This window comes from bacterium (genome assembly GCA_030019025.1).
GTDB lineage: Bacteria > Hydrothermota > Hydrothermia > UBA1063 > UBA1063 > UBA1063.
The window spans coordinates 43,399-56,420 of the sequence record JASEFR010000001.1 but is presented as its reverse complement, the minus strand read 5'-3'; the positions used below and the strand labels follow the sequence as shown (position 1 = coordinate 56,420).

Genomic DNA, 13,022 nt, shown 5'->3' with positions numbered 1-13,022 from the left:
TCCACAGCGAAATACTTAGAAAAAAGTTCCTTTACTTCTTCCAAAGTAACTTTTTTCAAACTTTCAGGATATCTTGTAATATCCTCCAATTTGCCCATAAGTTCATACTCAGCCAGGTTAAAAACCAAATCCCTCACTGATTCAAGGTCAAAATAGTACTCAGTTAGAAGCTTATTTTTCGCCGTAATTAAGTAACTTTCATCGAGTTTCCTAATGACCATATAAAATTTTTCTTCAAGAATAGACAATGCGTCTTTAATTTCAATTCCAGGATAAGGTAATCCCACCAGTACAAAAATTCCATGATCCTTTAGATAGCTTGTTTCGCACTTTAGTGAAGCAAAAATATTTCTTTCATAAACCAGCTCTCTAACGAGAATTCCCCATTTTCCACCACACATCATCTCACTCAAAACATCAAAGGTGGGCACAAGAGGATGTCCAAAGGAAACAATCTTGAACCCCATAGCAATAATTGGAGTTGAATTTTTCCTCTTTACTTCAAATTCAATTTTTTGATTTTGCTCAGGTTCAGCAGGTATTGAAAGTTCGGGCTTTCTGTTTTTCTCTACAGAGGAAAAATATTTATATGCCAATTCTTTAACTTCTTCAAACTTTATCTTTCCCGCCACCGCAAGAATTGCATTTTCGGGGGTATAGAATTTTCTGTAATAATCGAGTACATCATCCTCTTTAATTCTGTCTAAATCCTTTTCAAGCCCAATAACTGGGAAACGATAGGGATGAACCTTAAAAAGCCTCTTCCAGAATTCCTCCATAAAATACTCAAGAGGATTATCTACCGATGAATACCTTCTCTCATCCTTTATAACTTCCATCTCTTCTTTAAAAGCTCTCAATTCTAAATTAACCATTCGATCGGCCTCCATACTTAGAAATTCCTCGAGAGTTCCTGGAGGCAAATAAACGTAATATATAGTGTAATCCTTTGTAGTGTAGGCGTTGTCATATCCACCAAGTCTCTGAATTCTTCTTGAATACTCTTCTGGTCCTATATTTTTTGTTCCTTTATACATCATGTGTTCCAGTATGTGCGAAATCCCCGTAATTCCTTCATGCTCCGTTCTACTTCCGGCTTCGTAAAGAAGAGCCGCTGCTATCATTGTGCTATCATCATCCTCATTTACCACAATTCTGAGACCATTGGGAAGGGTTCCTTTAAAAATTTTTAATTCCATTTTAGTAATCGAACTCCTTCTTCATAGCCCTTTGAATTTCCCTTTCTACAATCCTCTTCTTAATTTCTTCCCGCTTTTCATATAGTTTCTTGCCCCGACCAAGACCAAGAACAACCTTTATTAAGTTTCTTTTCTCAACAATCATCAGGGGTATTAAAGTTAGTCCCCTCTCCTTAATCTTCCCAATGAGCCTTTTTATCTCATAACGATGGAGCAATAATTTTCTTGGCCGCGTCGGATTTAGTTTGGAAACCTTATCCTTTTCATAAGGCGTCACGTGCATATTGAGAATGTAAGGCTCATTATCAATTATGTCGGCATATGCCTCTTTCAGTGAAACCTTGCCTTCTTTAATTGACTTAACTTCACTACCCCTTAGAACAATCCCCGCTTCATAAGTCTCCAGAATCTCATAATCGTGGTAGGCTTTCTGGTTTTTCACGATGATTCTTTCAGGTTTTTTCTTCATCTTATTCGTAGCAAATCAAGATGCCAACTATGTCATTAGTTTCTTTTTCAATTCGGTAAAAATAGTAAATACCAAGATTTTTGTGCCTTACCTTTAAGGAAAAAAAGGGCTTAAATAAGTTCTCTCCCCATAAGTTTGCATATGAAAATCCAAAGAGGAAACCTGCAAACTTAGATGACCAGTAAAAGGCTGACTTAACCTCGTAATCGTTAACGCTGTAAAAATCGCCACCAACAAAATGGTAAGGGCCAAACAAATAAAGACTTACTGCTGACTCGTAGGATAGAGTTAATCCCAAAGACAGGCTTTCAAAAGCAAAAAGACTTCTGTAAAAATCAATATTTACCCAGGCTCTCGATTCACTGAAATCGGGGCCGTAAGCACGAATACCATTTAACGAATAACTAAAATTCACTAAGTCGGATGAAATCTTAACCTCCGCACTGCCTCGTAAAATGCCTGCGCTGTAATCACCTACTTTCTGCCCATAATAATCGTAAGATTCTACCTTTCCCGTCGAGAGAAGCCCAATATTGAAGCCAAAATTTTTGGTGCTTAAACCCGAGGAAAAACTCTTTAACCCCGCAGGGTAAATAACAATCCCACAGAAAACGGAAGGATTATAATACTCCTGCATCAAAAATCCTCTCTCATTCGCAATTGCAAAGGGCGAAAACACTATCCGTTCATAAGGATAACTGGTAAAAGCCTGAAAAAAAAGTATAAGCTTAACCATCAACCCTCTTCTGTGCTGAATCCAATCACGTTAAAGCCCTCACACCGAATGTATGGTAAAAGATCCGCCGCGGGAAGATCCAAAGTGTAAGACTCTGGTTGCCCTACATACTCCCTCTCCCTTGAAATTCCAGTTATATTATTGAAAAGTTCCTTAAAACTTACCTGAAATCTCAAGTTAGGTAGCCTTGACCATTGCTTCCCGTGTCTTACTCTGAAGGTTCCATCTCTTGTCATCCCTGTTAAAGTAAATGTTGTGGGATCAAGTACATTAACGTAATGGAGCCTCGTTATGTATATAACATCTGGTGACTCTTCAATGAGTTTCTGTACGCTCTTTTCACCACCCCTCAATTCCAAATGCCCCGCCAATGGAAATGAATTTATCAGGTCGAAAGCATGACCAGTTGTTCTCTTTCCCAACTTTTTTGCAAGTTTCTTATCGTAGATAAAATGTTTGAAAACACCGTTCTCAAAAATAGTGAGATTCTTTTTCTTAACCCCTTCAAAATCAAAAGGCATTGAAAAGTTCTCCTTCCTTAAAGGCCTATCTTCTAAAGTAAAACCTTCGGCAAATACTTTTTCCCCCTCCATGCCCTTCAAAAAGGATATTCCCATCTCAAGCGCAGAAGCTGAAAAACCAACATATTGCATAAAGTCAAAGACCTCTTTTAGAGCATAGGGTGAAAGTATCACTGTATATTTCCCTGGTTTTACATGAACATCCGGATATGCCATTTTTAGAAATTCCCTTATCCTCTGAGAATACTTATCATAATTTAAAGAATCAAGGTCGGGACTCGTGTGTTGTAGCCAAAAAGTATCTTTTTCTTCCGCATCTTCAACAACCATTGTCAGGTTTAAAGCAGTGTAGGAAAAGTCGGCTTTCAGACCTAAATTGTTGAAAACTCCAACATAATTCAGACTGGACCTTAATATGCCGTGGAAAATGAAGTCTTCAGAAAATTCTTTAAAGACTCTACCAAGAAACCTACACTTATCATCAGAACCCATTTCAGCCACAGCAGGGTCAACCTGTTCATGCTCCAATTCCTTCTGTTCCTCAGGATCAGGCAGGAATGGATCCTCTTTTGCGTTTAATGCACTTTCTTCAGCCATTTTCACTACCTCTAAAAGGCCATCCTTCGTAATGCAATTGGTAGTAGCGACACCACTTTTATTCCCAAATCTTACCCTGACGGTAACGAAAAGTTCATTAATCCTTCCATACTGGGTAATTGTGCTCTCCATATATCTGGCGTTGTCTTGAATCGAGTGAACGATCATTACTTCTACGACTTGCCCATTTGAAGCCTTAATTATATCCTGAGCAATTGAATGGTATCTTTCAGTGTCTATAAATTTTCCCATCTTTGACTGTCCACTCAATTTTACCCTTTACCACAGAATTATACAAAGGGGTATTATATGCCCTTGATTTAATAAACTCTCTATCAATTCTAACTTTTGCATCGGGATTAAACCCGAAGAAAGAGGCTCGGTAACCCTTTTCAATGACACCGAGTTGTTGGAGTCCCAATATCTCGGCAGGCCTCAAGCTCATACTCTTCACAAGTCTGAAAAGATCTATCTTCCCTGAATTGACAAGATTGTCGTACAAAACAGTAAAAGCAAAATCAAGCCATATCATACCGAAGGGCGCAGCATTAAATTCATCCATCTTTTCGAAATCGGCATGCGGAGCATGGTCTGTTGCAATCACATCAATAACTCCTTCCTTGAGTGCTTCAAGAAGGGTTTCTCTATCCTCTGCACTCCTCAATGGAGGGTTAACTTTGTAGTTAGTATCGTATTCAACAAGCTTACTTTCATCAAACAAAAGATGATGTGGTGTAACTTCAGCCGTCACTTTTATTCCTTCTTCCTTTGCTTTTCTTATAAGTTCAACACTGCTTTTAGAACTCACATGGGCGATGTGCAAACGACCGCCTGTAAGTTTTGCGAGTTCTAAATCCCTGAAAATGGCTATGGTCTCAGCAGCCACGGGCATCCCTCGAAGACCCAATTTCGTAGTGATTGCACTTTCGTTAGCAAGCCCCATATAGGTTAAAGCTTTATCTTCTGCATGAGAAATAACGAAACCATTAAAGAACTTAACATATTCAAGGGCTCTCCTCATAACACCGCTGTGCTGAACCCAAGTTCCATCATCGGAAAAGGCGACCGCACCGCCTTCATGCATATCAGCGAGCTCTGCCAATTCCAAACCCTTTCTACCCTTTGTTATTGCACCACAAGGTAAAACTTCAGCTTTATCCTCTTCCTTAGACCTTCTTATAATGTATTCTACGACACTTCTATTATCGCAAGGTGGATTTGTGTTTGGCATAGAGACAACAGCTACATACCCACCATGAATAGCCGCCAAAGTCCCCGTTCCAATATCTTCCTTATGCTCTTCTCCAGGCTCTCTAAGATGAGCGTGCATGTCCACAAGTCCAGGAATAAGCATAAGACCATTGCAATCAATAATTTCTGCATCAGACAAATCAATGGAAGGTTCAACAGCAACGATAATCCCTTCATCAACCAAAACATCAGCTTTTAAAACTTTTTGCCCCTTTACATCAACCACCATTCCACCTTTAAAGAGCTTTTTCCTCATGGACTTTTTCTCCTCGTATAAAAAGATACAAAACTGCCATCCTTATTGCAACACCGTTGGTAACCTGGTCTAAAATCAAAGACTCCCTTTCTTGAAGAAGATCAAAGTCCAGCTCTACCCCCCAGTTTACAGGCCCAGGGTGCATGATTACAGCATTTTTACTGGCTCTTTTTAACCTTTCTCTGGTTATACCAAAATACATTCTGTACTCACGAATAGTTGGGAAATAAGCTTCTTCTAATCTTTCCCTCTGGATCCTAAGAGCCATAATAACGTCTTTACCCTTTACTGCCTCATCAATATCGTAGCAAATCTCAACACCAAATTCTTTAAAGTACTCAGGCAAAAGCGGAGGAGGACCAGCTAAGGTCACATTGGCACCCAATTTTCTAAGTCCGAAAATATTGGATCGAGCAACCCTTGAATGAAGAATATCACCTACAATTAAGACATTCAGGCCTTCAATTTTGCCAAACCTGTCCTGCATCGTCAGCATATCGAGAAGAGCCTGAGTAGGGTGTTCGTGCGTTCCGTCACCTGCATTTATCACCGCTGCTTTTGTGTGTCTTGCCAGAAAATGGGGAGCTCCAGAGGCCCAATGTCGAATGATAAAAGCATCAGCTTTCATAGCATCGATATTCAACAGGGTATCCAGAAGAGATTCACCTTTTTGAACCGCTGAACCCTTCGTGGAAACGCTCACGGTATCAGCAGAAAGTCTCTTAGCTGCAAGATCAAAGGAGGACTGAGTCCTGGTAGATGGCTCGAAAAACATATTCACAACGGTTTTCCCTTTTAGTGTAGGAACTTTCTTAATAGGCCGTTCCAGAATTTCTCTCATAGATATTGCAGTTTCAAGGATAATCTCAATCTCTTCCCTTGTAAGGTCTTCAAGACCCAGAAGATCTTTTCTCTTTATTCGCATCTCCATCTTTTAACTCCTTAGAAATGATCTACATATTCCTGCGGATGAGGCAAAAGATTAATCCTATTATACTCTTCCATCTTCAAATCTACCCATTTGGTGATCAAATCCTCCGTAAAAACTCCGTCCACAGTCAAAAACTGGTGATCTTCTTTAAGGGCATCCAAGGCTTCTTTTAAATTAGACGGGAGAAGCTGAACCCTTCCAGACTTAACAGATTCCATGTCCACTTTCCCTTCAAAAGGCTCTCCAGGATCTAATTTATTCCTTATGCCATCCAAACCTGCAAGAATAATCGCAGCAATCCCAAGATAGGTATTCATTGTCGCATCAGGAGGCCTGTATTCAATGTCTACATCCTTTCCCTTTGCATAACCTGGAATTCTGACCGCTGCTGTTCTGTTAGCCAGTGCATAAGTGATGGCAACAGGAGCTTCAAAACCTGAGTAAAGCCTCTTATAGGAATTTGTAGAAGGATTTACAAAGGCACTAAGAGCACGCGCATGCCTCAGAAGTCCACCTATAAAATAAAGAGCCGTATTACTGAGGCCAAGGTTTCTTTCATTTCCATAGAAAATAGATTCCCCCTTTCTAGCTAAGTAGATATGAAAATGAAACCCATTTCCTGGCTCATTGAAAAGGGGCTTAGGCATAAATGTGGCCTTAAAACCATACTTTTCGGCTACACTTTTAATGACAAATTTGGCTGTTTCGATCTGATCACATACCTTGAGTGCATTACCAAATGCCAGTTCAACCTCGTTTTGACCGTACCCTCCCACCTCATGATGGTGGTATTTTACATTAATTCCAGCTTTCTTAAGGAATTGCACTATTTCGGTCCGGAGTTCAAAAAATGCGTCGTAAGGTTCCGCAATATGGTAGCTTGATTTCAATCTTTTCCCTTCCACAAATTCAATATAATAACCCGTTTCATCAAAATCTACTTCCTGAAATACATAGAATTCAAACTCTGGAAGAATATAAACCTCTTCCGCTACATCAAGTTTCCTTACAAGTTCAAGTGCTTTGCGAAGTACATTTCTCGGGTAAACGGGATATGGTTCATGGGTGTCGGAATAATAAAGATCTGAATAGACTACAAGAACTCCTTCCCTCACTGGGTCGATAAAGGCACTTTCAAGATCAGGTAGCAACCTCATATCTGAATTATGGACTTCTGCATATCCAGGCACACTCGATCCATCAATCCCTATGCCCTTATTAAACCCCTTCAAAAAGTATGAAGGCTCAATACTGACATGTCTTAACTTTCCGAGAATGCATTGAAACCAGAGATCAACGACTCTGATCTCACCCATCTCAATTAAATTCTGGATTGTTTTTACTTCCATTTTCCCCCCTTATAGATTTTCAATGTCAACCTTTCTAATGTTATTCGCCCTTTCGCCCAGAAAAAGGCTAATAAGACTTTCATAGTGAGGTGGAATATCGGTTAAGTATAAATCCAAGCTTCCACCCTCACTATTTAAAAGCCTATTTGCCTGCAAGTAATTATAAACTTCCTTTGCAACTTCTTCAGCAGGGTCAACGAGTACTATTTTATCTCCCAACACCTCTTTAATTGTAGCTTTCAACACGGGATAATGTGTACACCCAAGTATTACGGTATCCACCTTATCCTTTAATTCAAAAAGATAATGTTCAGCAATACTTTTTGCTATCGGTCCAGATGTCATTCCTTCCTCAGCAAGCGGAACGAAAAGAGGACAAGCCTTACCGATGACTTCATAGCCTTCAGGAAAAATTTTTTTGTGGGCCTCACTTTTCACTGTTGCAATTGTTCCAATCACTCCAACTCTCCTACTCCTGGTTTCTTTAATTGCGACCTTAACACCGGGCTCCACAACTCCAAAAAAAGGGACATCCTTAAAAGTTTCTTTTAAATAACCCAATGCCACGCTTGAAACCGTATTACACGCAACGACGATAAGCTTTACACCCATCTTTACAAGAAAATTTGCATCTTGAAAGCCAAATTTCCTTATCGTCTCCACCGATTTATTTCCATAAGGTACCCGCGCGGAATCACCAAGGTAAACGATATCTTCCTTCGGCAAAAGTTTTCTTATTTCCCTAACTACCGTAAGACCACCTATACCCGAATCAAATACTCCTATAGGTTTTTTATTAGTTGCTTCGTTCATAGGCAATTTTAAACTTTATTATACCGTCGACTATAGCCTCTGCAATTTTTTCCTGATACCTGTAATCCTTCAGCCTTCTCGCTTCATCTCTATTGGTTAAAAAGCCTACCTCAACGAGAACAGAGGGTGCATAAACTCCTTGCAAAACATAAAATCCGGCCTGTTTGACCCCCCTATCAATGCTACCACCAAGGTTCACAAGTGACTCCTGCACGAAATAAGCAAGATCCTGCGATTCTTTCAAAAACTCATATTGTGCCATATCTCCAAGGATCATGGTCAAAATATCACCATTATCGGCTTTTTTATCAACTTCATACTTGATAACTGAGTTTTCAAAGGCGGCCACAGATCTTTCCCATTCGGTTCTGGCTTCGGAAAGGAAGTAAGTTTCAATGCCCCGTGCCTTACTACTTCGAGGTGCGTAATTACAGTGAATCGAAACAAAAAGGTCTGCCTTGTTTCTCTGGGCAATCCGTGCCCTTTCTCCCAACGTCACAAAATAATCGCCATTTCTCGTTAAAATAACCTTAATCCCCAGCTTTTCAAGCCTCTTCTTCACCTTTCTTGCAATCTCCAAAACTACTTCTTTTTCTTTAACTCCATTTGCCACCGCCCCCGGGTCATGTCCACCGTGTCCAGGGTCTATTACTACGACTCTGATTTTTCTTTCATAGGTTTTCTCTGACTGAGCTTCCATTTTTTCAGAAACAACAGGAACTTGAGGAGTGCCAACTTCTGTTGGAACGCTTTCCTGGAAAGTCAAAACCAGTGACATAGGCCTTTTTGAAACGGAATACTTCACACCATCATTAAGAGTTATAAGAAAGGTGACACCCTCAGAAGTGTGCCTTATACGAACAGTTTTAACAAACTCCCCATATATCTTTCTGCTTGCCAAGCCGCTGTAAAAACCGCTTTTTATGAAAATGTAAACCGTATCACCACTTTGAAAAACAAGGGGTGAAAGGTCTTTATTATGATCAATTCTCAACGAATCCCCATCAAGAACAAAACTCTTAACGCTTGGCGGATATTTCGAAATAATATAGCGCTTGTTTTTATAATCCCAGTAGTAGGTTTGAGCCTCAGAAAACCAGGTTAAAATATAAGCCCATGTTTCTGCATCAAGAAAAACCGCGCTGTCATCAATATAAACATTCTCGAGGGGTATAGTATCATTTCCAAGCCAGGCTTTTTTCTTCTCTATATTTAACCTGGCTTTCTTAGCAGCTGAATGAAGCTCAATAACAGAATCTGACACAAAGGACTTACATTTAATAAAGTTAACAACATCTCTATAAGGGATAAAATCAACACCACCAATATTTAGTGGGTTGAATTTTACCGTTTCAAAGGCTAACAAAACCTGTAAGAAAATACTCCACACGTCTATATTTTAAAGAAAAGCTCAAGTAATTCCAATAAGACTGAGGGGGCAGGGCAAAGCCCTGCCCCCTCATGAAAATTTGAAAACCGGCGCTATCCAATATTTGCCTTAAGAATCTCCATTGCCTCTGACAACCCGGGAACTCTTCCTGCTACGACTACTTTACCATCAATAACGGCAGCCGGAGTTATCATCACACCATATTTAGCAAACTCCTTGGGATCGTAAACATGAACTACCTCCAGATGATCACCAAGCTGGGCCACTGCATCTCTGAAAACCTTTTCAAGAGCCTTACACTTTGGGCATCCCGAGCCAAGTATTAATATCTGCTTCATAGCCTTCTCCTCCTTTTACAGTATATATTTTCCAAAAATAACCCCCAAAAATGTTCCAAGCAATACTATCAATGGGACATAAAGGAGAGCTTTCTTAACTCCAAATACTCTTGCAATGGCAATCCAGTTAGGAAGAGAAAGCCCAGGACCCGTGAGCAAAAGAGCCAGCGCAGGCCCCTTTGCCATTCCAAGCTTCATTAATTTATCAACAAAAGGCGCTTCCGTCATAGTGGCAAAATAGGAAATGGCTCCAAACAAAGTAGCGAAGAAGGAAGAGCTTGCATTATTCTTCCCGACCAATTTGGTAACAACCTCATGAGGCAACAAAACCCCCACAATCCCAACGATGAAAACACCCAGTAACATTAGGGGAAATATGATTTTTACAAACCACCACGTCTCCGATAACCAGATCTTAACCTCTTCTGACTTTAGTGTGAATAAAGAATAAACTACAACGACTGATGCAAAAGCTAAAAATACCAGCACTTTATAGATATATGGGCCAGTCCTCACAAGATAATTTGGCATAAGAAGAGAAAAAAGTACAAGTACCATCAAAATTAGATGCTTTAAACTAAGTAGTGGCTCATCTGCAACATGCTTGGGTGCTTGAGGAACATCTCGTATTTCCTTACCAAAGACAAGATCCATAACTAATCCCACTAAAACTGCTACAAGCACCGCTGCGAGTATTCTAACCCCCGCCATCTTAGCGCCAAGAATAGAACCGGTGTAAGCAAGGGCAAGGACGTTGGCAGCCGGTGCAACCCACAGAATGATAAATGCAACACCTATTGTTGCACCTGCGAAGTAGAGTCCACTGGCAACGGGAATTACGGTACAAGAGCACGCTGCGATTAAAAAACTTCCGACAATGGCAAGAATATATGCGAGAGCTTTATGAGATGTAGAGCCTAAATATTGTAATACCTTGTTCTTATTCACGAAGGTAACCATCGCTCCCGCAAGGAAAAAGGCAGGAACAAGGCATGTAATTGTATGTTTTCCAATATAATCAATTATTGCATAAATCCCACCTTCCAAAATCTTTAGAAGAAATTCCATTAAACCCGCTCCTTTTTATTTTATATCAATCAATTATCTTCCACAATGATATCCTTTGGGATTTTCTCCTTTCATAGTATCCTTTTTTAAATTAATTCGCCCTTTCCCCGTATCCTACTTTTTCTGCAATTTCATCTGCAATCCTTCTCGCTTCCTCATCATCAATATCCAGAGTCGGTATCTTTTTCACACCCATATCCTGAATCACGAATTCAAAATCTATTTTTATTCCAAGTTTCTCAAAAATCTTTGAAACACATTTCGAAGCACATCCATTGATAACAATAACCCGTTTCGCACGTTTTGCAATATTGATATGTGTCTCAGACCCAGCACCTACCGCTGCAGTGCAACACATTCTCGCTCCAATGTTTCTATTTGTAAGGTCAATTGCAACATAGTTCGCAACCTGGCCCACACTGGCCGCCCCATCGCAAGCAAAGATTATATCGAGGCCTTCAGCATCTTTGTGACATCCTGGTAAGAGATTCCATTTCTTTTCTTTTACATCCATTTTTCCCCCTCCTTAACTGTTGTTTTTAAGTTTTTCTTCAAGCTCTTTTTTCACCCTAACCAGTACCTGCCTTTTCCTGATGATTTCCTTAACGATATCCCTATCAGGAAAAGAAATGGCACCGTAAATACACCATACTTCACAAGAAGTACACCCCACCATACAATTTAATGGTCTTGCAACAATAGCCTTTCTCCTTACGGTATCGTAATCAAAAACATTTCTTCCACAAGACACAACGCACATTCCACATCCAACACATTTCTCATGGTCAATCGTTGGAAACCATTCAATTTCCTCCCTTGGAACGCCCTTCCAGGTAGCAAATTTAGGGTCGAGCTTAATTCCTTGGCTCATAATTTTACCTCCTTTTATCCTCTAAATTTTCTGATTTCCAATCATGGTCAATTTTTAAGACACATCTTTGATCTTCCCCGCGGAAGGATACTCTCTTCTCCAAGAGTTCCATTTCTCGCCCAACAGCCTCATCTGGGATACTCTTTATCAATTCTACAAGCAGATTAAAAAACGGATCTTCAAACTCTGGAATGTAATACATGACGCCTCTACCTATCTTTTGTTCTTCAACAAGTCCAGCTTTGCGAAGCTCATTAAGGTGTCTTGATGTATTATAGTGTGTATCTTCGATAGAATCAGCAAGTTCACATACATAAAATTTATCTCCCTTTTTGGCTAAAAGTGTAAATAACTTGAGCCTTTTGGGGTCTCCGAGGACTTTTAATATATCTGCATATTTGCGCATATGTAAATTTTAACATATGATTTGTGTTCTGTCAATAAGGTCAGACCAGATTGCGTGCTAACAATGAGAAACGGGATTCGCAGAATTTTTCAGCCTGAGACCGACAGTTAGAATGGAAAAATAAGCAATATGCAAATCTCTAAAAATCACCAGGGCACTCTAAAAATCACTGGGGCGCGTGGATTCGAACCACGATTGCAGGATCCAAAATCCTGTGTCCTGCCAGTTGGACGACGCCCCAGTAGTATAATAATTTTAAAGGATAAAGACTGTAAACTCCACAAAACGCCTCGAAGAGTTAAATTGCCTTCAGTACATGTCGGCCAATATCAGAATAATATTTAAATGAAAAACACCCCATAAACAAAAAACACGGGGCCGACGAGATTTGAACTCGCGACCTTCCCCCGTCACGGGGGACGTTCTAAACCAGGCTACGTCAGTATTTCTTTGAGGACATCTTCGCGACTCAATCGCTTTAACCTTTTTTCAAAATGCATAGCCTCTCTTCTTGTATCAAATATCTTGTAGGCAACAAGTTTCCAAGGACCCTTGTTGCGAGTATAATTCGACCTTCCCTGGTTATGGCGTCTGAGTCGTTCCTTAAGATTGTTTGTATGCCCTATGTAAAATTTACCTGTGGATAGACTCTGGATGACGTAGACGAAAAACGGCATAACAAAAAACACGGGGCCGACGAGATTTGAACTCGCGACCTCCGGCGTGACAGGCCGGCGTTCTAAACCAGGCTGAACTACGGCCCCGTGTAAGTAGTATAATAATAACACTTCACCCACAAACTTTCAAGTGGTAAGAACTCTGCAATG

Annotated in this window: 14 protein-coding genes and 2 tRNA genes; all 16 read right to left on the bottom strand. The window is 40.1% G+C overall.

Annotated features, from left to right (window positions below; genetic code table 11):
• Positions 1-1,199: pitrilysin family protein (locus QMD82_00320; GenBank protein MDI6850373.1), on the bottom strand; the 1,199-nt coding region annotated here is incomplete at its 3' end.
• Between the two features lies 1 nt (position 1,200).
• Positions 1,201-1,668, bottom strand: a complete 468-nt coding sequence (gene smpB / locus QMD82_00315) for an SsrA-binding protein SmpB (protein MDI6850372.1) — start codon at positions 1,666-1,668, stop codon at positions 1,201-1,203.
• Between the two features lies 1 nt (position 1,669).
• Positions 1,670-2,404 carry a hypothetical protein gene (locus tag QMD82_00310; GenBank protein MDI6850371.1) on the bottom strand — a complete coding sequence of 245 codons (735 nt, stop codon included), beginning with the start codon at positions 2,402-2,404 and terminating at the stop codon, positions 1,670-1,672.
• The gene (locus tag QMD82_00305) at positions 2,404-3,774 is read right to left on the bottom strand and encodes a metallopeptidase TldD-related protein (GenBank protein ID MDI6850370.1); all 1,371 of its coding nucleotides are present in this window, start codon (positions 3,772-3,774) and stop codon (positions 2,404-2,406) included. The genes QMD82_00310 and QMD82_00305 overlap by 1 nt, the downstream gene beginning before the upstream one ends.
• The gene (locus QMD82_00300; GenBank protein MDI6850369.1) at positions 3,752-5,029 is read right to left on the bottom strand and encodes a dihydroorotase; all 1,278 of its coding nucleotides are present in this window, start codon (positions 5,027-5,029) and stop codon (positions 3,752-3,754) included. Before QMD82_00300 ends, QMD82_00305 begins: the two co-directional genes overlap by 23 nt.
• Positions 5,010-5,954, bottom strand: a complete 945-nt coding sequence (locus QMD82_00295; protein MDI6850368.1) for an aspartate carbamoyltransferase catalytic subunit — start codon at positions 5,952-5,954, stop codon at positions 5,010-5,012. Before QMD82_00295 ends, QMD82_00300 begins: the two co-directional genes overlap by 20 nt.
• A gap of 17 nt (positions 5,955-5,971) precedes the next feature.
• Positions 5,972-7,309, bottom strand: coding sequence for a type I glutamate--ammonia ligase (gene glnA, locus QMD82_00290; GenBank protein ID MDI6850367.1), 1,338 nt, complete (start codon positions 7,307-7,309; stop codon positions 5,972-5,974).
• Positions 7,310-7,318: 9 nt separating this feature from the next.
• A complete protein-coding gene (gene murI / locus QMD82_00285) occupies positions 7,319-8,122 on the bottom strand; it encodes a glutamate racemase (GenBank protein MDI6850366.1) in 804 nt (267 codons plus the stop codon).
• Positions 8,106-9,512: an N-acetylmuramoyl-L-alanine amidase gene (locus tag QMD82_00280; protein MDI6850365.1), complete on the bottom strand. Its 1,407-nt coding sequence runs from the start codon at positions 9,510-9,512 to the stop codon at positions 8,106-8,108. Before QMD82_00280 ends, murI begins: the two co-directional genes overlap by 17 nt.
• Before the next feature lie 92 nt (positions 9,513-9,604).
• Positions 9,605-9,850 (bottom strand): thioredoxin family protein, encoded by a 246-nt coding sequence (locus QMD82_00275; GenBank protein MDI6850364.1) that lies wholly within the window; start codon positions 9,848-9,850, stop codon positions 9,605-9,607.
• Positions 9,851-9,865: 15 nt separating this feature from the next.
• Positions 9,866-10,918, bottom strand: a complete 1,053-nt coding sequence (locus QMD82_00270) for a permease (GenBank protein MDI6850363.1) — start codon at positions 10,916-10,918, stop codon at positions 9,866-9,868.
• A 91-nt stretch (positions 10,919-11,009) separates the two neighbouring features.
• The gene (locus tag QMD82_00265; GenBank protein ID MDI6850362.1) at positions 11,010-11,432 is read right to left on the bottom strand and encodes a putative zinc-binding protein; all 423 of its coding nucleotides are present in this window, start codon (positions 11,430-11,432) and stop codon (positions 11,010-11,012) included.
• Positions 11,433-11,444: 12 nt separating this feature from the next.
• Complete coding sequence (locus QMD82_00260) at positions 11,445-11,789, bottom strand: ferredoxin family protein (GenBank protein ID MDI6850361.1); 345 nt, start codon at positions 11,787-11,789, stop codon at positions 11,445-11,447.
• 4 nt (positions 11,790-11,793) lie between these two features.
• On the bottom strand, positions 11,794-12,195 hold the full coding sequence (locus QMD82_00255) for a metalloregulator ArsR/SmtB family transcription factor (GenBank protein MDI6850360.1): 402 nt from the start codon (positions 12,193-12,195) through the stop codon (positions 11,794-11,796).
• A 169-nt stretch (positions 12,196-12,364) separates the two neighbouring features.
• Positions 12,365-12,436 (bottom strand) — tRNA-Gln (locus tag QMD82_00250).
• A 447-nt stretch (positions 12,437-12,883) separates the two neighbouring features.
• Positions 12,884-12,959 (bottom strand) — tRNA-Asp (locus tag QMD82_00245).
• Positions 12,960-13,022: the final 63 nt, after the last annotated feature.